The following is a 22627-nucleotide window of genomic DNA, read 5'->3' on the forward strand; positions in this document are numbered from 1 at the left end:
GTGGCGGCTTCACCCGAGAACCGGACGCCGGAGTTCGAGCGCGCGCGTCGCGAGACCGTCCGGTACCACGAGGAGCTCTACGCCGAGGCCGCACTGGGCGCCGAGGGGACGTGGCTCGCCAGGCCGCATCGGCTGATCTTCGACGCCGTCGCTCTCATGCCCGACGATCGGCCGATCACGGCCTACGACCTCGGTGCGGGCATCGGTCGGCATACCGTGCCGATGGTGGAGCGGCTCGCCGAAGGCTCGACCGTCCATGCGGTCGACCTTCTCGCCTCGGCGGTCCGGCGACTCGAGGCGATCCCCGCACCCGGGACCACGCGGGTGCTGGCACAGCAGGCGGATCTCGCCGATCTCGAGTTCGCCAACCGCGTCGACCTCGTCTTCGCGTTCTCGGCGGTGGAGCATCTGCCGGATGTGGCGGAGATCCGGCGGCTGTTCGCCAAGATCGCGGCAGCGGTGCGAGAAGGAGGCGTGGTCGCGCTGGGCGTCATCGCCGACCGGTACGAGGTCGATCAGACGGGGGAGAGCCGCCCCGCGCTGCTGGAGAGCGGGATCACCGTCGCCGACGTCGAAGACCTTCTCGCGACCTCCTTCGCAGGCTTCGAGACGATCAGCAGAGCGATCCGGCCGGCGGCGGTCGTCGAGCACCGAGGAGACGAGGAGTACACACTCCTCTCCGCACTCGTCACGTGGATCGGGCGGCGGGGTGCCAGTCCCGGTCCCGGGAACCGAGGGTTCCGGCATCCGCCTCGCTGTGATTCGATGAACGGATGATCGCGAGGGCGGGGGAGCGCGCGACGCGTGCGCTGCTCGCGTGCGCGGTCGCGCTGCTGCTCGGCGGATGCGCAGGTGCCGCGGCGCCCCGCGCGGCGCAACCGACGCCGACAGCGACCGCCGCCTGCCCCCAGCAGGAGGGCGTGGAGCTTCCGCCCGGGTGCGCACCCTACGACCCCGACAAGGCCATGGCGCAGAACGAGCGCTTCCGCGACCGGACGGAGATGCCGGCCGAGAGCCGCGCGGCCGCCGAGGAGGCGATCGTCACGCTCCGTCCCGCGCTCGAGAAGCTGCGCAGCGCCGGCGACGTGTCGCCCGACTCGGTGCAGGCCGCGCTTCAGGATGCGGGACTCGACGGCATCCAGCTGCTCGGCGACGAGCGCGGCACCGAGTTCAGCGCGAACGGCCCCGAGGGTGGCTGCATCTTCGGAGTGGTGTCGGGGGAGCCCCTCACCGTCGAGGCGGGCGGGTACGTCCTGGACGGCGGCTGCTTCACGCCCCGCGGCGGGCACTGATCCGCTGACGCATGAACCTGCGCCTCCCGGGGGCTCGCATTCGAGGCCCAGGACACCGAGGTCGGGGTGCCGACACCTCCACTGGCGCACGCGCAGAAATGGATTGCCCGGCGAGGGCGGCACGGCCGACCGCCGGGTCGTCTGATGCCCGATCAGCTCTCGCGGCGGAGATTCACTGCACCGTGGCCGGGCAGAGGCGGCCTACCCCGCGGCGTGAGGATCGGGCGGCGGCGCGGTGGACTCCCTGACCACGAGCTCGGGCCGGAAGAGCAGCGTGCGGCCCTGCGCGGTGGCCTCCTCCGCCGGCGGTGTGGACAGCGCCCGGAACGCGGCGGCGGCCATCTCCTTCATGGGCTGACGGATCGTCGTCAGCCGCGGTGCGTACAGTTCGGCCAAGACGATGTCGTCGAATCCGGCGACCGACACATCTCTGCCGACCTCCATCCCGAGATCCCGGACGGCACGGCACACGCCGATCGCCGTCATGTCGTTGACGGCGAAGACCGCCGTCGGGGCGGACGGTCCCTGCAGCAGCCGGGTGGCCGCCTCTCGACCGAGCTCGGCCGCCTCGACATCGCCGAAGGCGTTGTCCACGGCGCTGCCCGGCGAGGAGACGACCTCGGGCACGGTGATCCCCGCCCGCTCGAGAGCGGTCGAGAAGCCCCGGAACCGTTCGGCGCGGTTGACGGATCGGATCGCACCCGAGACGAAGGCGATCCGGCGATGGCCGAGCGACACGAGGTGGTCGCCCATGAGCTCGGCCCCGATCGCGTTGTCGATGCTGACGTTGACCAGCCCCACCGGGTCATCGGCCTGTGCCGTGCGGTCGAAGGCGACCAGGCGCAGTCCGTCATCGAGCAGACCCTCGACGTGTTCGAGAGAGGGGAGCGACGAACAGAGCACGATGCCCCGAATGCCGTCCGAGACGAGTTCGTCGACGTACTGCCGCTCGCGCTCGGGATCGCGCTCGGAGTTGCACAGCAGCACGTGGTTGCCGTGCGCGAGCGCCACGGATTCGATATGGCGGGCGAGCGCCCCCCAGTACGGATTGCCGACCGAAGGCACGATCAGGCCGATCGTCTGTGGCTTCCCGGTGCGCAGCTGACGCGCGGCGCGGCTCGGTCGATACCCGAGATCACGGATGGTGGACTCCACCCGGTCGCGGGTCTCCGGGAGCATGCGATTCGTGCGCCCGTTGAGCAGATTCGAGACGGTGCTCGTCGACACCCCCGCCGCTCGAGCGACGTCGAGGATCGTGACTCCAGTCATGTGTGCGTGCAGCCCCTCTGTGACGGGGCGGTGCCCCATCCCGTGCATCGATGAACCAGGTGAGGCGATGCTACCGCACCAAGGCCACTTTCCGACACAATCGCGATCGTTGAGAATCAGGGAGTTGACCGATGTCGATCGGACCCCATACGATCGGTGCATCGTTACACCAGACGCGTCGAATCGACGTGCCGAAGATCAAAGCCGATCGAAAGGGGTAAGTCATGGAGTTCACTCGTCGCAGTCTGTTCACGGCCGTCGGAGTCGGAGCCGCGGCAGCCTTGGTGGGGTGCAGCGCCACGCCCGGCGCAGGCAAGTCCGCCGCTGCGGAGCCGACCGGGCCGGTGGAGGGGGATCTCACCTTCCTGAACGCCATGTTCCTGGCGGGTGCGGGCAAGGAGCTGCTCGAGGGCAAGCTGCTCCCGGAGTTCAAGAAGAAGTACCCGGATGTCAATGTCACCGTGGACTACACCAACTACGGCGCCCTGAACGAGAAGATCACCACGGGTCTTGCCAGCGGGCTGATGCCCGATGTGGTCACCCTCGGCGTCGGCTGGATCCCGCCGTTCGCCTACAAGAAGGCGATCGCACCGCTGCCCGAGTCGATGGCCACCAAGTACAACTACGAGGAGCGCACGCTCGAACCCGCCCGCTTCGACGGCACGCTGTACGGGCTGCCGGTCGTGATGGACACCCGCATCGTGACCTATCGCAAGGACTTCTTCGAAGAGGCCGGCATCACGGAGACGCCGAAGAATTGGGATGAGCTGCGTGCCATGGCCAAGAAGCTCACGGTCCGCGACGGCAGCGGGAAGGTGACTCGCTACGGGTTCGACCCGTTCTCGATCGACCTGCGTCAGTGCTGGGAGACCCTGCTGTTCGCCAACTCCGGTGACCTGTTCTCGAAGGATGGACGCAAGGTGCGCTTCGACAGCCGCAAGGGAGTTGAATCACTGCAGATCCTGCTCGACATGATCGACGACGGCTCCTCCGACTTCGCCTTCAAGACCGAGGCGGGTCAGCCCACCAGCGTGCAGCAGGGCAGCGCAGCGATCATGATGAGCAGCAGCGCGCAGTACCTGCAGATCGCGCAGCAGACCCCGGACATGGTCGACAAGATCGGTGCCTTCGTGATGGGCAACACCCGGCAGGCGGTGCTGCAGGGCGGCACGATGATCTCGCAGTCCGCGAGCTCGAAGCACCCTGCGGCGGCACGGGCGCTCGTGGAGTTCCTCGGCTCGCCCGACGCCGTGCTCGCCGCATCCGAGCACCGGGGCATGATCCCTTCGATCACGGATCTCAAGGACAGCGACTACGTCAAGGGCGCTCCGGCGATCGCCTTCGCCCTGGACAACTTCGACAAGGCCTGGTCCGAGGGCGGCACCCCGGCCTGGATGGAGATCCGCGAGAACATCGCCCCGGCACTCGAGACCGCCCTCGTGGGGCAGCAGAGCGCCAAGCAGGCCATCAACCAGCTCGCCGACCTCGCGAACAGCGCGATTGCGCGACTGTGAGCCGATCCGCACTCTCCAGGAAGCAGACGAAGCGATGGCAGTGACATACGCACCGCATACGGCGGAAGCGCCGCCTCCGCCGGTCCCGGCCGCAAAAGCCCGACGGCGGCGCCGGGGCGGCGTCGGGGCCCGCCGTCGCCGCGCGGGCATGCTCATGGTGGCACCCGCGTTCCTGCACGCGCTGATCTGGATCGGCATCCCCGTGGTCGCTGCCTTCGTGCTGTCGTTCACCTCCTACGATGTGCTCTCCAGTCCGCAGTTCATCGGCGTCGAGAACTACTTCGAGGCCTTCAAGGACCCGGTGTTCCTCCGGAGCATGCTCAACACGCTGGTGTACGCGATCTTCACGGTGCCGGTCTCGATGGCGATCGCTCTGCTCATCGCGCTCATGCTCGACACGCAGATCCGCGGCCGGGCACTGTTCCGCACCGCGGTCTTCCTGCCGCAGATCACGGCAACGATCGCCGTCGCACTGGTCTGGCTGTGGATCTACGACACTCGCAACGGTCTGCTCAACGCCGTGCTCACCTTCTTCGGGCTTCCGCCGCAGAGCTGGCTCGACACGACGACCTGGGCGATGCCGTCGGTCATCGTCGTCGGCATCTGGCAGGGCATCGGCCTGAAGATGCTCATCTACCTGGCGGCGCTGCAGGCGCTGCCGAGGGACGTCTACGAGGCGGCTTCGGTCGACGGCGCCACCAAGACGCGGCAGTTCTTCAGCATCACGATCCCGCTGCTGCGCCCCGCGACCTTCTTCGTGTTCGTCACCTCGGTCATCTCCGCAGTGCAGGCCTTCGACCTCATCTACATCCTCACCAGCGGTGGGCCGGCGAACTCGACGACGATGATGACCTACGAGATCTACACCTCCGCGTTCAAGGAGTTCCGCCTCGGCTACGCCTGTGCCCAGTCGATCGTGCTGTTCGCGTTCCTGCTGGTGCTGACCCTGGTGACCCGACGACTCAACGGGGGCGACAATGGCCGGGACTGATCTGATCGTGACAGGGCGGCGCTCCCGCCCCGGACGGTTCTCGAGCGTCCGCGGCAGGCCGGTCGGCGCCCGCGCGCCGAAGGGCCGGCGAATTCTCGCGAAGGTCGTGCTGTACGTGCTGCTGACGGCGATCGCGATCGTGATGATCACGCCGTTCGTCTGGATGATCCTCACGTCCCTGAAGACGCCGGAGGACATCTGGGCCAGCCCACCCGTCCTGCTGCCCACCGAGTGGGCGTGGGACAACTACCCGGCGGCGCTCAACGCCGCGCCCTTCCTGACCTACGCCCGTAACAGCCTGATCATCGCGGTCAGCCACACGGCGATCAACCTCGTGATCGCGTCGATGGCAGGCTACGCGCTGGCGCGGCTGCGTTTCCGCGGGTCGGAGGTGGTGTTCATGTTCTTCGTCGCCGCGCTGATGATCCCGACCTATACGAAGGTCATCCCGGAGTTCCTCATCGTGCGATTCATGCCGCTGTTCGGAGGGAACGACATCTTCGGGCAGGGCGGAACCGGATGGCTGGACACCTGGTGGGCGCTGATCATCCCCGGGGCGGTCACGCCGTTCGCAGTGTTCCTGTTCCGGCAGTTCTACCTGGACCTGCCGGTGGAGCTCGAGGAGGCGGCCCGCATCGACGGCGTCAGCGAGGTCGGCATCTGGGCCCGGATCATGACCCCGCTCGTGAAGCCGGCGTTCATCACGGTGGGGCTGCTCACCTTCGAGAGCTCCTGGAACAACTTCCTGTGGCCGCTTCTGGTGACCCGAAGCGACGACCTGCGGGTCATCCAGGTGGGCCTTTCAGTGTTCCGCACCGAGAACGAGACCCAGTGGGCCTACCTCATGGCGGGAACAACCCTGGCCACCCTGCCGATGGTGGTGCTCTTCCTCATCGGGCAGAAGTACTTCGTCCGCGGCTTCGCGAACGCGGGCATCAAATGACACACGTCGGCGGAGACAGCCGGACGCAACAGAGAGGATCGCAGATGGCGATGGACATGACGGGCGCTCGAGTACTGGTCACGGGCGCCGGGCACGGCATCGGGCGCGGAGTCGCCCTCGCGCTGGCCGCCGCAGGAGCCGATGTGGTCGTGCACTACGGGCGGTCTGCCGAGCCGGCCGCGCAGACCGTGAGCGAGGTGGAGGCGCTCGGACGCCGGGCGCTGGCGCTGCAGGCCGACGTCACCTCGACCGAGGAGGTCGACCGGCTGATCGCCGAGACGACCGCCTTCCTCGGCGGGCTGGATGTCGTGGTCTGCAACGCCGGGCACCTGGTGGGCCGGGTACCGGTCGCCGAGATGAGCGACGAGCATTACAGCGCGGTCGTCGACGTCAACCTCGGCTCCACGTTCCGCACCTGCCGGGCCGCGATCCCGCATCTGCGCGAGTCGGACCGGCCGCGCATCGTCGCGGTCTCCTCCCTCGCCGCGCACAACGGCGGCGGGCCGGGATCCGTCGTCTACGCGGCATCGAAGGCCGCCGTGCGGGGCTTCGTCAAGGGCCTCGCGAAGGAACTCGGTCCGCAGGGCATCACGGTGAACGCCGTCGCCCCCGGCTACATCGCCGACACCGCGTTCCACGGCACGTTCAGCACCGACGAGGCGCAGCAGAAGATGATCGCCGGCACGCCGATCGGGCGCGCCGGGGGCGTGGAGGACGTCGCCGCGGCCGTGCAGTACCTGGCGTCGCGCGAGGCGTCGTACATCACCGGCACCACGCTCGACATCGACGGCGGAACCTGGCCCCGATGAGTCTCCCGGCAGCACAGGCCACGGACACGAGCGGCCTGCCGCGCGAGCGCGGCGGGTGGTGGCACGACTTCGTCTGCCCGACGCACGGTGTCGAACTCTCGCACGAGGGGATCCCGGGCGTGCGTCCTCCTGCCGACGGGGTGGGCTGTGCGTATGGATGCAGAGTCGGCACCGAACGCGTCCGCGACGCGTGGCTGGTGCTGAGCCACCAGGCGTGGGCGCGGCGCATCCGGGTGCTCGCGCACCGCGCCGCCCGGACGGGCGACGCCACCGTGCGCGCCGAGGCCGTGCAGCTGCTCGTCGCGTACGCCGAGATCTACACCGAGGTCACCGGCGGCGGCGACCACGAGCAGGCGCAGGACTGGATGCTCCGTGGCCGGCTGTTCCACCAGGCCCTCACCGACGCCATCTGGTCGGTCTCGATCGCGCACGCCGTGTGGTCGCTCGCCGAGTCGGCGCCGGAGGAGGCGGCGGCGCTGCGGCCGGCTCTCGTCATCCTCGACGACGCGGTCGAGCAGTCGCGCGCCGCGCGGGACCGCCTGGTCGCCGAGGGGAGGTTCACGTCGAACTACACCGCCTGGCTGAACGCCGCCGGCAGGACCTGCGCTCGCGCCGCGGAGCTCGTGCGTGCGGCAGCCGGCGAGCAGCCGACGGAGGTCGCGGCGGAGGACGAGTGGCTCGACGGCGCCCACGGTCAGTTCGCGCATCTTCTCGCGGCGACCACGTCGCACGGGTGGGAGTGGGAGGCGACCACCTACTATCACGGCTTCGTCCTGCGCGCCTGCCTGCTGTCGCTGCGCGGGGTCGACCCGTCGGCCCTCCCCGCCGACGCCGGCGACCGGCTTGCGGCGATGATCGATGTGCTCGGCGAGCTCGCCACCGAGGGCGGCATCCTGCCGGCGCTCCACGACGGCCCCTATGCGCGCCCGGCCCTGGAGCTCGAGTGGACCGAGCTGCGCGCACTGGCGGACGGCTTCCTGGCGGATGCTGGTCTCGACGCCGTCGCCGCGCACGCCCGCGAAGCCGGGCCCGAAGGCGACGCGCTCGAGGATGAGCTGCGCAGCATGCCGCACGGATGGTTCGGCGGACCGCCGGCCGTGATCGATCGCTCGACGCGCCCCGCGGTGTCCGTCGACACCGAGGTGGGCGTCGCCGTCCTGCGGGCGGCCGGCATCCACGCCGTGCTCGACTTCGGACCGCACGGGGAGTCCCACGGACACCACGACAAACTCTCCCTCTCGCTCTACGGGAGGGAGACCCCGTGGCAGCCGGATCCCGGTCAGGTGCCCTACGGGCATCCCGCCTGGCGCGCCCACTACGCCTCCGCCGACGCGCACCCCTGTGTGCGAGTCGGTGCGGGCGACCCGCGCGAGGCGACGGGCAGGGTGGTCGCCCGCGACGAACGATCGCTCACCGTCGAGGTGGTCGGAAGCCCGACGTCGTGGTACGACGGCGTCCGCGCTGTTCGCCACGTCGTGGTGGCGGACGGATACCTGCTCGATGTCGTCGTCGCCGCGGCTGATCGACCGCGGCGCCTCATCCTCGGCATGCGGCCCGACGTGACGTTCGAGGTGCGGACCGAAGGTGACCTGATCCGCTCCTCCTGGCGCGGAGTCGAGCGCCTCGACGGGGTGCACGCCGCGCGCGCGGCCGGCCCCTCCGGCCCGGTCCCCGTGCGCGCGACGCTCCACCCCGGACCGGGGCCCGCAGACGACCCGCAGCGTGTGCGCACCCATCTCGACTGGGCGGCGGAAGACGCCACGCGGGTGCTGTGGGTGTCGGTGCTGCAGGCCGGATCCGCCACCGACGTCGCCGTGACCGGCATCGAGCTGCGCGGCTCCGAGGTCAGGGTCACGCGCGCGGACAGGATCGTGGACGTGCATCCGCTGCCGCCCGAGCTGGACCATGGCTGAGCCGCGCCCGTCCTCCTCGGCGGCCGTTCTCGAGGCAGACCCGCATCCGATGCTCCTCCTCGACGAGGCGCGCCTGAGCGACCTGCGCGCGCGACTGGACGGCGACCTCGCGCCGTTCTGGCGCCGCCTCGCCGAGCAGTGCGACCTCTACCGGCGCACGGCGCCGCCGGCGGAGCATCCGCTGGCGAGCATCACTTATCTCGGCCCTGCTGCGGCGAACCTGGCGCTCGCCTACCGGCTCACCGGGCAGCCGCACTATCTCGAGGAGGCCTGGCGCTGGATCGCCGCAGCGGTGTCCTTCGAGCACTGGGGCCGCGCGCACATGCCCGATCACGACCTCGACGCGGGATGGCTGCTGCACGGACTCTCGCTGGCCTACTCCTGGCTGGGCGAGGACCTCGACGCCGACCGGCGCGAGATGCTCCGCGCCAAGCTGGCCCTGCAGGGCGAGCGGCTGCACGACTTCGCCGTGACGAGCGAGGGGACGTGGTGGAGCAGCTCCTACTGGCAGAACCACCATTGGATCTGCCACGCGGGCCTCGCCACCGCGGGTTACGCGCTCGGAGAGCGCGCGTGGACGGAGCGGGCCAAGGACGCGTTCGCAACCGTCGTCGACGTCCTCCCCGCGGACGGCTCCGACATGGAGGGCGTCGTGTACTGGCGGTACGGCGTGCCGTGGCTGGCGCTCTACCTCGACATGCTCCAGCACGCCGAGGGCATCGACTGGTGGGACCGATGCCGATTTCTGGCGAACACGTTCTGGTACCGGCTGCACCAGGCGGCCCCCGGATACGAGGAGATCGTCGACCACGGCGACTGCCACGATCGACGCAGCGGGCACAGCGTCGCGCTCTACCGCATCCTCGCGGCCAGGTACGGGTTCGGCGAGGCGCAGTGGCTCGCGGACACGGTCGCCGACCGCTTCTTCTGGCGCGAGGCGTACGAGAGCGGCGTGCGTCCCGGCGTGCTGCCGGAGGCCTGGGCGGAACTGCTCTGGTACGACCGGAGCGTCGCTCCCGTCGACCCAGCACGACACACGTCCGGTCAGGCGGCGTTCGACGATCTCGGCCTGCTGGTGCACCGCACCTCGTGGCAGGACGACGCGACCCTGGTGTCGTTCAAGTCCGCGCCCGGCGGTGGGAGGACGGCCTCCGAGACCGCGCACCGCATCCACGCGGAACGCGGCTGGCAGACGCTGAATGCCGGTCATCATCATCCGGATGCCGGATCGTTCGTCCTCGCGACGCGGGGAGCCTGGCTCCTCGTCGACGAGGGGTACTCGAACCGCAAGCAGGCCGCGCATCACAACCTCGTCCTCGTCGACGACAGCGGATTCGCCGGCGAGGGCGGTTACAACGCCTATGCGGATGCGACGCCGGAGCGCACCGCCGACATGATCGGCATCCTCGCGGAAGGCGGCTTCCTGCACGGGCGCGCCCGGACCGGGCGCATGTACCCCGTCGAACTCGGCATCCGCTCGCTGGAACGATCGCTCGCGGTGCTGCCCTCCGGGCGGGTGGTGGTCGTCGATCGGGGCAGCGCCGCCGACCGGCGTGCCTGGACCCTGCTGTTCCACTCGGACCACCTGGCTGAGGCGCACAGCCCGATCGCGGGGGAGCCCGGCATCCGGCACCTGCTGCGCAACGGGCGCGCGGGCGCCTGGCTCACCGTGCACGTTCCCGGGGGCGCGGACGGCGTCGTGCGGGAGCAGCGGGTGACGGAGATCGACGCGAACCCCACGTCGAGCACGCCGGACCTGGTGGTCACCCGCAGGATGCACACACTGCGCGTGACTCCGCCCGTGGCACGCGAGCTGCTCACCGTGACCACGATCCAGCCCTTCGACGCCTTCCGCCCGGAGCCGTCGGCCATGCGGATGCTGCCGGTGCGCGCCGGACTGGCGATCGACGTCGGCGCGGATGAGCGGGCCTACTTCGCCGATCGCGACGGCGTCATCGACGCCGACGGAGTGCTCGCCCGAGCTCAGGCGGTGCTGATCTCCGGCGCGGGGGCCGAGCGCCGCGTCGCGATCGTCGCCGGACGGCGGCTGGTGCTCGACGGGCGCACGGTGCTCGACGATGCCGACCGGGACTTCACCGGTGTTCTCGGAGGAGACGAATGACCACCTACCGCGGCACGGCCGATCGCTCCCGGAACCGCTCGCGCAGCTGGTCTCGAGCGCTGCTGGGCTGGCTCGAGTGGCTCGCCTACCCGGTGCTCGCCGGAGCCGCATTCGCCATCCTGTGCCTCGGGGTGGTCACCTGGCTCCCTGCGCTCGCCGCGACAGGCCACGCGCTGCGCGCGTGGCGTACCGACGGCGATACCCGATGCTTCACCGGAGTCTTCCGTGCCTTCCCCCGCTACCTGCGGCCGCTGCTGCCGCACGCGTTGATCTCGACCGCGGGTCTCGCGCTCCTGGTCGTCGACGCCGCGTTCCTGGTCGGTCGCACCGGGCCCGTCGCCGTCGTGCTCGTGATGCTGGTGCTCGGACTGCTGGCCGCGGCCGTGCCGTACCACCTCGCGCTCGCGGTCGTCGCGGCGGTGCAGCCGGACGACACGGCACGGCAGTGGGCGCGCTCGGCGCTGTGGTTCGCGTTCGGCTCGGCCCGGCGCGGCACGGCCTTGCTGGGTGCTGCCGTCGCGACGCCGGTGCTGTCGCTCGTCGTGCCGGCCGGTCCGCTGCTGCTGTCGGCGAGCGTGCCCGTGCTCGTGGGTCTGATGCTCGTGGACCAGATGGAGGAAGCATGACCGCATTCGCACCTCTCGCCCGTCGCACCCTGCTGACGGGAGCCCTGGCATCGGCGGGTGCACTGCTCGCCGTCGCGGGATCGGACGTCCGGCCGCTGTCGCGATCGCCTCGCAGCGGGTGGGTGACGTCGTGGGCCTGCGCGCACACTCGCCCGACCGCGAATGACCCGCTCGTCGTGAACGGGATGACAGATCGCACCGTGCGTCACGTGCTGCGCCTCGGCGTCGGAACCGTTCACGGGCGCGGTGAGGGCAGGGGGCGCCTGCGGGTGCGACTCGCCGGGACGTTCTGCAGCGCTCCGGTGCTGGTCGGCGCCGTGACGGTCGCGCTCCGTGCGCCGGGACTCGCCGGCCCGGGGGCCGGCATCGCTCCCGGGCCTCCGAAAGCGGTGACGTTCGGCGGCTCGAGGCGGGGCCTGCTCGCCGCGGGTGCTTCGCTCGTCAGCGACCCGGTCGACATCGCCGTCCCGGACGGCGGCGAGATCGTCGTCAGCATCCACCTGCCGGGGCCCACCGGGCCCCTGAGCTTCCACCGCAACACCCACGCCACCGGATACGTCGGGAACGGCGACCTGACGACGGACTCGGGTGGCGGTTTCGCAGCAGCCTCCGGGGGAGAGATGACCCGGTCTGCCGTGCTACTGAGCGGGATCGACGTCGAGCGCCAGGGTGTCTTCGGCGTCGCCGTGCTCGGCGACTCGATCACCGAAGGGGTCGGCACCCCGGATGACGCGAACGAGCGCCTCACCGACCATCTCGACCGGCACCTCGCCGCGACGGGCGGCGCGGTCGCGGTGGCCAACCTCGGCATCAGCGGCAATCGCATCCTGCTCGACGATGAGCGCTTCGGGCCGAGCGGTCAGGCACGTCTCGACCGGGACGCCCTTGCGCTCCCCGGCACGAACAGCCTGCTCGTGATCCTCGGCATCAACGATCTTCAGCAGCCGCCGAGCCAGACCGATCCCGACGTGATCCTCGCCGGCTACCGGCAGCTCGTGCTGCGTGCGCACGACCAGGGGCTGCGCGTCGTCGGAACGACGATCACGCCGTTCGGCGGATGGACGCGCTGGACGCCCGCCCTCGAAGCGGAGCGACTGCACCTCAACAAGGCGCTCCTGGGCGCGGCCCGAAAGGGTGGCCCGGCCGCATTCGACGAGGTCGTCGATGTCGCCGCCGTGCTCGCGGACCCCGCCGATCGCGCGCGGCTGCGGGCGGACTACGACAGCGGCGACGGCCTGCACCCCAGCGCCGCCGGCGCGAAGGCCATGGCCACCACGATCAGCCGACGCAGCCTTCTCGGCTGACGGCGGACGACACCAGCTCGATGAGGAGAGGGAACACGATGAATGACGACATGACAGCCCGTCCCGCCGGTCCGACCAGGCGCACCGTGCTGCAGGGCATGGCCGCCCTCGCCGGGATCGCCGCACTCGGCCAGTTCGGAACCACGAGAGCATGGGCGGCGCCCGCTTCCACGACGGCCGAGCTCGTCGAGCGCTGGGCCGTCCTGCAGACCGGCGGCGGCTCGCTCGACCTGAGCGACACCCACGTCGCGGCCGCCGTCCGACGGGTCGACCGCACGGCCACGGGCGTGCTGGCCACGCTCGACCGATCCGCGGGGCGCACCGCGCTCTGGCCCGACCTCGCCGACTGGACCAGGTCGAACACCGTCACCACCACGTTCAAGCGACTGCGCTCGATCGCCGTGGCCTGGGCGACCCCCGGCACCTCGGTCGCCGGCGATGCTGCCGTGGGCGACCTCGTGGCCGACGGCATCACCTGGATGCACGATCACTTCTACGGCCCCGGCCTGCCCCGATTCGACAACGACTGGGACTGGGAGATCGGGTCGGCATCGGCGCTGGCCGACACCCTCGTGGTGATGCGGGAGCCCCTCGGCGCCGCACTCGCGCGGTCGACCGCGGCGATCGACTCCTACACTCCGGACCCCAACCTTTGGCGGGCCGATCGGCAGATCGCCACGGGCGCGAACCGGGTCTGGATCGCCACCGTGGTCGCGGTCCGCGCCGCGCTCGACGGCGACGGCGACGCCCTGCTCCGCGTCCGCGACGCTCTGAGCGACGTCGCGGGAGGCGGCGCGAACAGCGTGCTCGCCTTCGCCGGCGACCTGTCGAACGAGGGCACCGGCGAGGGCTTCTTCCCCGACGGCTCGTTCCTCCAGCACTGGAAGCATCCGTACAACGGCGGGTACGGGAAGGAGCTGCTGGGCACACTGTCCTCGCTGCTGCACCTCATCGGCGACTCACCCTGGCAGGTCACCGATCCGAACCTGTCCCACGTCTACTCCTGGGTCGTGGACGCCTTCGACCCGCTCATGGTGCGGGGCGACATGGTCGCCTCGGTCTGCGGGCGCGAGATCGCCCGCCCCAGCAAGCAGGGGCATGCGGCCACCACGACCGTCATCGAGGGCACGCTGCGACTGATCCCGTCGGCACCCGCCGCGGAGGCCGCCACGATGACCGGCCTGGTGGCGCAGTGGATCGCGGAGGACACCTACCGCTCCTTCCTGGCGGCCGCGACGCCGGCGTCGGTCGTCGCCGCGAAGGCGCTCCTCGCGGCCGGTCCCACGGCCCGCGGACCGCTCATCGCGCACCGGCAGTATCCGGCGATGGACAAGGTCGTGCACCACCGTCCCGGCTTCGCGGTCAGCGTGAGCGCCTACTCCAGCCGCATCTACAACTACGAGTCGATCCAGAACGAGAACCTGCACGGCTGGCACCTGTCGGACGGCATGGTGCTGCTCTACACCGACGACCTCGGCCACTACAGCGAGGACTACTGGCCCACAGTGGACCCCTACCGCCTGCCCGGGACGACGGTCGACACCGCCCGCCTCGCCGACGGTGCCGGTCAACGGTCCACGAACGACGCCACCTGGGTAGGCGGTGCCGCACTCCCCGGAACGACCGTCGGAGCATATGGTCAAGACCTGCGTGCGCAGGGGTCCTCCCTGCGCGCGCTGAAGAGCTGGTTCCTGATCGACGACGTGGTCGCCTGCCTGGGGTCGGGCATCACCGCACCGGACGCCGCCGGGGTGGAGACCGTCGTCGAGAACCGCAAGCTCCGAGGGGAGCCGGCATTCGTCGTGGACGGTGCCGCCCAGTCGATCACAGCAGGTTGGAGCAAGACGTTCGAAGCAGCCCGCTGGTGTCACCTGGAGGGCACAGCGGGGTACGTGTTCCCGGACGGTGTACGACTCAACGCCCTGCGCCAGGACCGCACGCACACCTGGCGCGAGATCAACATCAAGTACGGCACCGACACGGCGATCACCCGCCCTTACCTGACCACCTGGATCGAACACGGCGCCGCGCCCGGCGACGGAGGCTACGCCTACGTCATGCTCCCGGCAGCCGATGTCGAGCAGACCCGGCGGTTCGCCGAGTCATGCGGGAGAGGGAAAGGACTGCGGGTGATGGCTCGGAGTCGGACGGTGCACGCCGTCTCCGTCGGACGCACGGCCGCGGCGAACTTCTGGGCGGCTGGACGGGTCGATCTCGGCGGCTCGCCCGCCGACGGCGCCGTCTCGACGGACGGTCCCGCCTCGGTGATCGTGAACGCCGAGCAGGACGGCCGGCTGCGGGTGGCGCTGAGCGATCCGACGCAGACGAGGGAGCAGGTCGTCGTCGACATCGAGATCCCCGGGATGCTGCTCGTCGATGCCGATCCGTCCATCACCGCCACCCGGCGTGGACGAGGCTGGAGGCTCACCCTCCGCGCGGCGGCACTCCGCGGTGGCACCGTGGTCGCCACCTTCTCCAGCAGTTCGAAGCGCTGAACTCGGTCTTCCTGGCCGACGGCTCGACCCCACCATCCACCCCTTCAGAAGGAGAATCCATGGCCCTGTTCGACAAGCCCCTCGACGAACTGCGAGAGTATCGCCCGCAGTCGGAGGAACCGGCGGACTTCGACGAGTTCTGGCGGCAGACGCTCGCGGAGGCTGCGGACTCGGCGAGCGAACCGACCGCAGTGCCTTTCGACGCCGGCCTCGCGACGGTGGAGGTCTTCGACGTGACGTTCTCCGGATGGGGCGGGCAGCCAGTCAAAGCCTGGCTGCTGCTGCCTCGCGATCGCAGCGAGCCTCTGCCCGCCGTCGTGCAGTACATCGGGTACAACGGCGGCCGCGGAGTGCCCTGGGAATGGCTGACCTGGAGCGCCGCCGGATACGCGCACCTGATCATGGACAACCGCGGGCAGGGCGGTGGAGGCAAGACGATCGCCGACACGCCGGATGTTGCGCCGGAGGGGCACGGCTCGTCGTCACCCGGCTTCCTCACGCGAGGCATCGAGGACCCCGCCAAGCACTACTACCGACGGCTGATCACCGATGCTGTCCGGGCCGTGGACGCTGTCAAGGCCCTGCCCGCTGTCGACCCGTCCCGGGTTGCGGTGCTGGGCGGGAGCCAGGGCGGGGGTCTCGCCCTGGCCGTGGCCGGACTGCGCGACGACCTCTCCGGGATGATCGCGGACGTCCCGTTCCTCAGCCACTACCGGCGCGCATCCCAGATCACCGATGCCGGACCGTACTCCGAGATCGCACGGTGGCTGAAGGGCCATCGCTTCGAGGTCGAGTCGGCGATGAGCACGCTCTCCTACTTCGACGCCGTGAACTTCGCCGCCCGGGCGCGCTGCCCTGGATGGTTCTCGGTGGGCCTGATGGACCGGATCTGCCCGCCGTCCACGGTCTTCGCCGCGTTCAACAACTACGGCGGCCAGGCGAACATCGAGGTGTTCCCCTACAACGAGCACGAGGGCGGCGGGGCGTATGACACCCCTCGCAAACTCGCCGCGCTCGCCGGGGCGTTCGATCGCAGCGGCATCCGACAGGAGGTGTGACCGAGCACGAGCACCACGGCGGCGGCCTCTCGGAGATCCCGAAGCGACCCCGAACCGTTCCACCCTCGAAACGCCCGCGCAACAATCTGCGGCTTCACTGGGGCGTGAGGAGGCCGGGATGACGATATGGCAGGTGGCCGAGGAACCGGATCGGGACATCCCCGCCGTGGTCGGGGGCGTCCTCCTCCGCAGCGCCGCAGCGGAGGACTCCCGCGGTCTGGCCCGGGTGCTCGCCGACAGCGATACCACGGGCATGCAGACCGCCCGCCGGGTGCTGCCCGCAGGCGGGGCCGGGCTGTCTCGCTATCTGGTCGGCTGGAAACGCACCGGGGACTACGGCGTCATGGCCGTGGACCCCTCAGGCGCAGTGGCCGGAGCCGCCTGGGCGCGAGTGTTCACGCCCTACGAGCCGGGCGACGCCTTCATCGCGGCCGGGGTGCCCGAGATGAAGCTCGGCACGAGAACGGCGTGGCGGGGCCGGGGAATCGGCCGCGCCCTCACTCGCATGATGGTGGACAGGACTCGGGCGGCCGGACACACGCGGCTCAGTCTCGCCGTGGACAGTCAGAGCACCGCGCACGTCCTGCTGCTGAGCGAGGGATTCCGGGTCGTCAGGGAACAGGAGGGGCGATCCATCCTGCTCCGGGTGATCGAAGCACACGGGAGTGGCGGATGATCGAGCCGCTCGCTGTCGTCGTGATCGTGGGGGCTCTCCTCGTGACCGCGTCCTGGCTGGCGCCGAAGCTGCGGATCCCGCCACCGCTGATGCAGCTCCTGTTCGGTCTGCTCGCAGGCTTCCTCCCGGCGGTGAGAGAGATCCATCTCCCGCCGGAGGTCGTCTTGGTGCTCTTCCTGCCCGCGCTCCTGTTCTGGGAAGCCCTCACGACCTCCCTCCGTGAGGTGCGCCGGGACATGCGGGTGATCCTCCTGCTCAGCATCCCCCTCGTCATCGTCACGGCTGCCGGCGTCGCGGCGACGAGCATGCTGCTCGGCTGGGGAATCCTGGCTGCGGTGATTCTCGGTGCGGCGCTCGCACCGACGGATGCCACCGCTGTCGGTGCCCTCGCGCGTTCTCTTCCGCACCGGAACATGACCGTGCTGCGGGCCGAGAGCCTGGTCAATGACGGAACAGCGCTCGTGCTGTTCAGCCTGGCCACGGCAGTCGCCGTCGAGACCTCCGCCGTCTCCGGGTGGAAGGTCGCGGAGATGTTCGTGGTCGCGTACCTCGGCGGTGTCGCGATCGGACTTGCGTGCGGCTACGTCGCGTCCCGTGCCGTGCGCCACATCCAGGATGCGACCCACCACACCATCGCCCTCTTCCTCGTTCCGTTCATCGCCTTCCTCATCGCCGAGCAGGTGCATTCCTCCGGGGTGATCGCGGTCGTCGTCGCCGGGCTCCTGCTCAGCCGGAGCGGCCCGCGCACCGGCAGCCCGTTGTCGCGCAGACAGCTGCACCTGGTCGGTGCTCTGGTCACGAGCGTGCTGAACGGGGCGCTGTTCGTGCTCATCGGCATCGAGGCGCAATCCGCCATGCGCAGCGTCTCAGCGGACTCGATCCCCGTTCTGCTGCTGCTCTGCGTGCTCGTGTGGCTGGCGATCCTCGCCATCCGGTTCGTCTTCCAGGTGCTGATGGCCTGGTGTCTGCGTCTTCTCGATCGGCGACCGTCGCAGCGTGAGCGACGCATGACTCACCGTGCACGCGCTGTGTCGACGATCGCGGGGTTCCGCGGTGCGGTCTCCCTCGCGGTCGCCCTCGCCGTCCCGGTGGGCGTGGGGCCGCGCGACGAGATCATCTTCGTCGCGACCGGCGTCGTCATCCTCACCCTCGTGGTGCAGGGCGCGCTGCTTCCAGCAGTGATCCGCTGGGCCGGATTCGGGCATGACACGTCCGTGGCCGACGAGATCACCGCAGCACAGCGGGAGACCACCGTCGGCGCGCTGGAGGTCCTGCCCAGGCTCGCCGAGCAGGTCGGAGCACCGGTGAGCGTTCGAGACAGGATCGTGCGGGAGTATCAGGAGCGACTGGCGCGGTTGGGCGCGGCGACCGACCTCGACGGACCGGATCTCTGGGCGGCGGACCAGGACTACGCAACGCTCGAACTGGCGGTGCTGGAGCACAAGCGCGGCATTCTCGTCCGGCTGCGCGACGAGCGCAGGATCAGCGACACCGCGCTGCGGATCGTGCAGGCACGGCTCGATCGGGATGCCCTTCGGCTTGCGCCGCCGCATGTGACCGAGTGAGCGATCCGGGCGGGCGCCCCAGTGCTGGCGGATCGCGTGCCGCTCAGAGCACGATGTCGCCGGCGTCGGTCAGCTCCGGCCATGCTTCGCCGCGCACCGCTCTGCCGCGGAGCACGTCGGCGTCCACGAGCACGCCGAGGTCGAGGCCCGTCATGTCGGCAATGGCCAAGACCGGCACCTGGAAGGTGTGGAACGCGCCGAGCGGCGGCGCGGCGAGCCGGCCGTCCGACACGTCGATGAGAGCGGACTGGTCGAGCACGAACCCGGCGCACGCGAGCCCGGCATCTCCGCCCCAGGCGGCGATCTTCCAGAACCGCAGCGGGATGCGGGTGCCGCGGTACACCGGATCGTCGTCGGAGAGGACGGGCCCGGTGAAGACGGTCAGCCGCTGATCCGTCGACTCGGCATAGGCCAGCACGTGGTCCTCGAGCCCGAGCCAGAGCTCCTTCGACTGGTTGAAGCCCGCGGCCTGCGGCGCCGCGTTCGGATAGACGAAGGTCGCGGCCATGGCCGCTCGCGCGGCATCCGCCTCGCCCCATCCGGGGTCGCGCCGACGCACGAGGTGCCCGCGGTCGAGGTCGTTTCGGGCGTAGACATCAGGGCCGGTCTGCTCGCCCTCGGGAACGCGGGGGTCGAAGTGCCAGTCGCCCGCGCGGGGCAGATCACGCAGTGTCTGCCCGTCGATGTTGACCGCGGTGGCGGCGGCGAGACGCCGCGCGGGGTCGAGCAGCACGGTGAACCGCGGATACGTCAGCGTGCGGACGGTCTGCTGCGGTGCAGGCAGCGGCAGTGTCGTCGTGAGGAATCCCGGGTCGTATCCGTCGGCCATAGCCCCATCGTGCCCCATCCCGCCGACAACCGGGCATGCTCTAGATTCCTGCCATGCGGATCGTCGTCTCAGGAACCCACGCGAGCGGGAAGAGCACATTGATCGAGGCCTTCGCCGCCCGGCATCCGGAGTACCGCGTCCTGCCCGACCCGTTCGAGGAAGTGCTGGACGACGGGTTCGGCGAGCTCGACGCGGGGCTCTTCGAACGGCAGCTCGAGATCGCCGCGCGGCGGCTCATCGCGCTGCCGCCGGACTCGGATGTCATCGCAGAGCGTGGCCCGATCGACTTTCTCGCCTACCTTCTCGCGCTCGATCGCCTCGGACGACCTGGCCGACCGCATGGATCCCTCGACGAGGGGGTGCAGTGGGCGCAGGCCGCCGCCGCGCACATCGATCTCCTGCTCGTACTCCCGATCGACGCGGATGCCGAGATCCGCGTCGCCGACGACGAGGACGCCGCGCTGCGGGACGAGACGGATCAGGTGCTCCTCGAGCTCATCGAGCAACCCGACCTGACCGGCCCTCGCGTCGTCGAGATCGCCGGCTCGCCCGCGACTCGGCTCTCCCTGATGGAACGCGTGATCCTCGACGCACCGACAGGCGACGCGCGCTGAACGACAGACGTCGTCAGCGCGCCGCCGGGTCGAGCGCGTCGGTGATCCGCTTGACGACGATCCAGGCGAACGCGGCCGTCACGATCAGCAGCGCGTCGCCCAGGATCGAGAACGACAGCGCTGCCGAGAAGGACTGCGGCGTCTCGGCCGCCATGAGCTGCCGATTGGCGAACACAGACACCAGGTTCGCGACGAGCCACAGCGTCCACCACCCGCCCAGCACCGCGGGTTTCACGGCTGCGCGCGATCCCCAGACCAGGTCCTTCACGTTCTGGAAAGGCCACCACCAGTTCGCGAAGGGGATGAACCAGTACCCGACATGCGCACCCGGGGTGCGACGGAGGTAGATCGGGTCGACTGCCTTCGCTGCGCGGTACTGCCAGACGAGCCAGCAGACCGCGGCCGCGATGTACACGGCGCTCCAGGCGAGCGCCGCAGGCTGGGATGCCCGATCGTAGGCGTCCAGTGCTTCGACGCCGGCCGTCCCCGCGACGAAGGCGTCGATCGCCGCCAGGCCGGAGGCGTCCACCGCGATCGTCACCACAGACATGAGTGCGGTCGCCGCGACCAGCCAGCGGGTGGCCGCGCCGATGCTGCGCAGCGGACGCAGGATGGCCGCCTCGGGTGTTGCCGGCGGCCCGCCGTATGCCGGAGGGGCGAAGGCCGGCGAGAGGTAGGCAGGACCCGCTGTCGGGGAAGGAGGAACAGGGGCCGGAGCCGGAGCAGGCGGCACCGGGGGCAGCCCGGAGGACGGCTGTCCGGGCGGCGGAGGAGGCGGGGGAACGGCGTCGCTCATGGTGATCCTCTGCGATCGGTCAGGCGAGTGAAGGAACGGAACTGGAGGAACATTAGCAGGCCGGAATCACGCGTCGAGCAGCCCCCTGCGGAACCCCTCCGCCACGGCCGCCGCCCGGTCGCCGACGCCGAGCTTGGCGTAGATGCTCAGCAGGTGCGTCTTCACCGTCGCCTCGCTGAGGTGCAGGCGCTCTCCGGCCGCACGGTTGGTCGCGCCGTCGGCGACGAGCCCGAGGACCTCGAGCTCCCGCGGGGTGAGCAGCGCCGCCTCCGGCGTGCGCACCCGCCCGACCAGCCGCGACGCCACCGCCGAGGCCAGCACGGTCTTCCCCGCGGCCGCGCCGCGGATCGCATCCAGCAGCTCGGCGGGCTGCGCGTCCTTCAGCAGGTACCCGGCGGCGCCGGCGGCGATCGCGGGCAGCACGTCGGCGTCGGCGTCGAAGGTGGTCAGCACGACGACATGGCTGCGGATGCCGAGTCGCGCGAACTCGCGCAGCGCGGCGACGCCGTCCATCCGCGGCATCCGCAGATCCATCAGCACCACGTCAGGGGCGAGCACCTGCGCGAGCGCGACGGCCTCTGCGCCGTCCGATGCCTCACCGACGACCTCGATGTCTTCCGCGGCCGACACCATGCCGACGATCCCGTCACGCACGACGGGGTGGTCGTCGACGACGAGCAGGCTGAGCGCGCTCATGCCGGCACCTCCGCTCGTACGGTCGTGCCGTGCCCGGGTCGCGACTCGACCACCAGGTCGCCGGATGCCGAGACCAGCCGCTCGCGCATGGCGATGAGACCGTAACCGCCGGAGTCGGAGGTCCTGCCGACCCTCTCGGCCGGGTCGAACCCGCGGCCGTCGTCACGCACCTCGAGGCGCACGGCCGCGGCATCCATCCGCAGTTCGATCGCCACCCGCTTCGCGGCGGCGTGCCTTTCGACGTTCGCGAGCGCCTCCTGCGCCGCGCGCAGCAGCGCCACCTCGGTCTCGGTCGGCAGCGGCCTGGCCGTGCCGGTGCATGTCACGGACGCCGGGATGCCGGTGCGCGCCGTCCAGGCATCCGCGACCCCGACCAGAGCATCCGAAAGCGAGGTCTGCTCGAGGGCGGTCGGGCGCAGCGCCTGCACCGAGCGGCGGGCCTCGGCGAGTCCGTCACGGGCCAGCGCGAGCGCGGCATGCGTGTGTCGGCGGCGCACCTCCTCGTCGCCGGCCTGCTCCGCCGCCTGCAGCTGGGTGATGATGCCGGTGAACCCCTGCGCGAGGGTGTCGTGGATCTCGCGGGCCAGGCGGGTGCGCTCGTCCTGCACCGCCGCGTGATGCAGGTTCCGCTCGGCGATGTGCAGTCCGTAAGACACCCCGCACATCACCACGATGTTCAGCAGGATGACGGCGATCGTGCCGACGACGCCGGCCGGGTCACCCCCGAAGCTCGAACTCTGCGCGAGACCCGCCACCACGGCCGTGCCGCCGACAGCGAGCAGTTCCCAGGGCCACTCGGCGATCGAGTAGGCGAACGAGAAGGTCGCGATGGCGAGGAAGCCGAAGGTGCTGTCGCGCAGCACGAGTGCGAGGTTCAGAGCGATCGCCCCGGCCAGGAAGACGGCGATCGCCACCGGCCGGTCGCGCCAGGCGAAGGGCAGCGTGCGCATGATCAGCACCCACAGACCGTACACGCCGCACAGGATCAGCTCGGACACCGACTGCGAGGGATCGTCGCGCTGGGTGAGCAGCACGTAGACGACCAGCATCCCCAGCACGATGTACGGAGCGACCGCGAGCACGGTCCGCCAGCGGGTGTCGATCACGGGCCCGAC

General features: G+C 70.5%; 20 protein-coding genes. 15 read left to right on the forward strand and 5 right to left on the reverse strand.

All coding sequences use genetic code 11. The annotated features are described in order from the left end of the window. Together ACFVDO_RS07485 and ACFVDO_RS07490 are read left to right on the forward strand one after the other, a co-directional pair. Positions 1-777, forward strand: coding sequence for a class I SAM-dependent methyltransferase (locus ACFVDO_RS07485; RefSeq protein WP_378855281.1), 777 nt, complete (start codon positions 1-3; stop codon positions 775-777). Continuing rightward, positions 774-1292: a hypothetical protein gene (locus ACFVDO_RS07490; protein WP_378855279.1), complete on the forward strand. Its 519-nt coding sequence runs from the start codon at positions 774-776 to the stop codon at positions 1290-1292. Before ACFVDO_RS07485 ends, ACFVDO_RS07490 begins: the two co-directional genes overlap by 4 nt. A gap of 201 nt (positions 1293-1493) precedes the next feature. Here ACFVDO_RS07490 and ACFVDO_RS07495 read toward each other — a convergent pair whose 3' ends face one another. After that, a complete protein-coding gene (locus ACFVDO_RS07495) occupies positions 1494-2561 on the reverse strand; it encodes a LacI family DNA-binding transcriptional regulator (protein ID WP_378855277.1) in 1068 nt (355 codons plus the stop codon). 224 nt (positions 2562-2785) lie between these two features. On the opposite strand from ACFVDO_RS07495, the gene ACFVDO_RS07500 reads away from it, so the two are divergent. From ACFVDO_RS07500 to ACFVDO_RS07555, 12 genes are all read left to right on the forward strand, one after another. Further along, positions 2786-4075 (forward strand): ABC transporter substrate-binding protein, encoded by a 1290-nt coding sequence (locus tag ACFVDO_RS07500; protein WP_378855275.1) that lies wholly within the window; start codon positions 2786-2788, stop codon positions 4073-4075. A 154-nt stretch (positions 4076-4229) separates the two neighbouring features. Then, entirely contained in the window at positions 4230-5066 is an 837-nt protein-coding gene (locus ACFVDO_RS07505; RefSeq protein WP_378855273.1) for a carbohydrate ABC transporter permease, read from the forward strand. Next, complete coding sequence (locus ACFVDO_RS07510; protein WP_378855271.1) at positions 5053-6009, forward strand: carbohydrate ABC transporter permease; 957 nt, start codon at positions 5053-5055, stop codon at positions 6007-6009. Before ACFVDO_RS07505 ends, ACFVDO_RS07510 begins: the two co-directional genes overlap by 14 nt. Before the next feature lie 44 nt (positions 6010-6053). After that, complete coding sequence (locus ACFVDO_RS07515) at positions 6054-6818, forward strand: SDR family NAD(P)-dependent oxidoreductase (protein WP_378855269.1); 765 nt, start codon at positions 6054-6056, stop codon at positions 6816-6818. After that, complete coding sequence (locus ACFVDO_RS07520; RefSeq protein ID WP_378855267.1) at positions 6815-8731, forward strand: heparinase II/III family protein; 1917 nt, start codon at positions 6815-6817, stop codon at positions 8729-8731. The genes ACFVDO_RS07515 and ACFVDO_RS07520 overlap by 4 nt, the downstream gene beginning before the upstream one ends. Continuing rightward, positions 8724-10853: a hypothetical protein gene (locus ACFVDO_RS07525; RefSeq protein ID WP_378855265.1), complete on the forward strand. Its 2130-nt coding sequence runs from the start codon at positions 8724-8726 to the stop codon at positions 10851-10853. Before ACFVDO_RS07520 ends, ACFVDO_RS07525 begins: the two co-directional genes overlap by 8 nt. Beyond that, complete coding sequence (locus ACFVDO_RS07530; RefSeq protein WP_378855263.1) at positions 10850-11479, forward strand: hypothetical protein; 630 nt, start codon at positions 10850-10852, stop codon at positions 11477-11479. The genes ACFVDO_RS07525 and ACFVDO_RS07530 overlap by 4 nt, the downstream gene beginning before the upstream one ends. Then, complete coding sequence (locus ACFVDO_RS07535; RefSeq protein ID WP_378855261.1) at positions 11476-12783, forward strand: GDSL-type esterase/lipase family protein; 1308 nt, start codon at positions 11476-11478, stop codon at positions 12781-12783. Before ACFVDO_RS07530 ends, ACFVDO_RS07535 begins: the two co-directional genes overlap by 4 nt. A gap of 50 nt (positions 12784-12833) precedes the next feature. Next, complete coding sequence (locus ACFVDO_RS07540) at positions 12834-15278, forward strand: polysaccharide lyase 8 family protein (RefSeq protein ID WP_378855259.1); 2445 nt, start codon at positions 12834-12836, stop codon at positions 15276-15278. 59 nt (positions 15279-15337) lie between these two features. Continuing rightward, positions 15338-16336: an acetylxylan esterase gene (locus tag ACFVDO_RS07545; protein ID WP_378855257.1), complete on the forward strand. Its 999-nt coding sequence runs from the start codon at positions 15338-15340 to the stop codon at positions 16334-16336. A 118-nt stretch (positions 16337-16454) separates the two neighbouring features. Beyond that, positions 16455-17012, forward strand: coding sequence for a GNAT family N-acetyltransferase (locus ACFVDO_RS07550; RefSeq protein ID WP_378855255.1), 558 nt, complete (start codon positions 16455-16457; stop codon positions 17010-17012). After that, positions 17009-18577, forward strand: a complete 1569-nt coding sequence (locus ACFVDO_RS07555; RefSeq protein ID WP_378855253.1) for a Na+/H+ antiporter — start codon at positions 17009-17011, stop codon at positions 18575-18577. The genes ACFVDO_RS07550 and ACFVDO_RS07555 overlap by 4 nt, the downstream gene beginning before the upstream one ends. Before the next feature lie 43 nt (positions 18578-18620). On the opposite strand, the gene ACFVDO_RS07560 is transcribed toward ACFVDO_RS07555, so the two are convergent. Continuing rightward, complete coding sequence (locus tag ACFVDO_RS07560) at positions 18621-19406, reverse strand: DNA/RNA non-specific endonuclease (RefSeq protein ID WP_378855251.1); 786 nt, start codon at positions 19404-19406, stop codon at positions 18621-18623. Positions 19407-19459: 53 nt separating this feature from the next. On the opposite strand from ACFVDO_RS07560, the gene ACFVDO_RS07565 reads away from it, so the two are divergent. Then, positions 19460-20020 (forward strand): AAA family ATPase, encoded by a 561-nt coding sequence (locus ACFVDO_RS07565; protein ID WP_378855249.1) that lies wholly within the window; start codon positions 19460-19462, stop codon positions 20018-20020. Between the two features lie 13 nt (positions 20021-20033). Here the strand turns inward: ACFVDO_RS07565 and ACFVDO_RS07570 are convergent, their stop codons facing one another. The 3 genes from ACFVDO_RS07570 to ACFVDO_RS07580 form a co-directional block, all read right to left on the reverse strand. Then, positions 20034-20816, reverse strand: coding sequence for a DUF4328 domain-containing protein (locus tag ACFVDO_RS07570; RefSeq protein ID WP_378855247.1), 783 nt, complete (start codon positions 20814-20816; stop codon positions 20034-20036). A gap of 66 nt (positions 20817-20882) precedes the next feature. Then, positions 20883-21512: a response regulator gene (locus ACFVDO_RS07575; RefSeq protein ID WP_378855245.1), complete on the reverse strand. Its 630-nt coding sequence runs from the start codon at positions 21510-21512 to the stop codon at positions 20883-20885. Further along, positions 21509-22618, reverse strand: coding sequence for a sensor histidine kinase (locus ACFVDO_RS07580; protein ID WP_378855243.1), 1110 nt, complete (start codon positions 22616-22618; stop codon positions 21509-21511). The genes ACFVDO_RS07575 and ACFVDO_RS07580 overlap by 4 nt, the downstream gene beginning before the upstream one ends. Positions 22619-22627 lie beyond the last annotated feature (9 nt).

The organism is Microbacterium sp. NPDC057741, from assembly GCF_042798735.1.
Classification (GTDB): Bacteria; Actinomycetota; Actinomycetes; order Actinomycetales; family Microbacteriaceae; genus Microbacterium.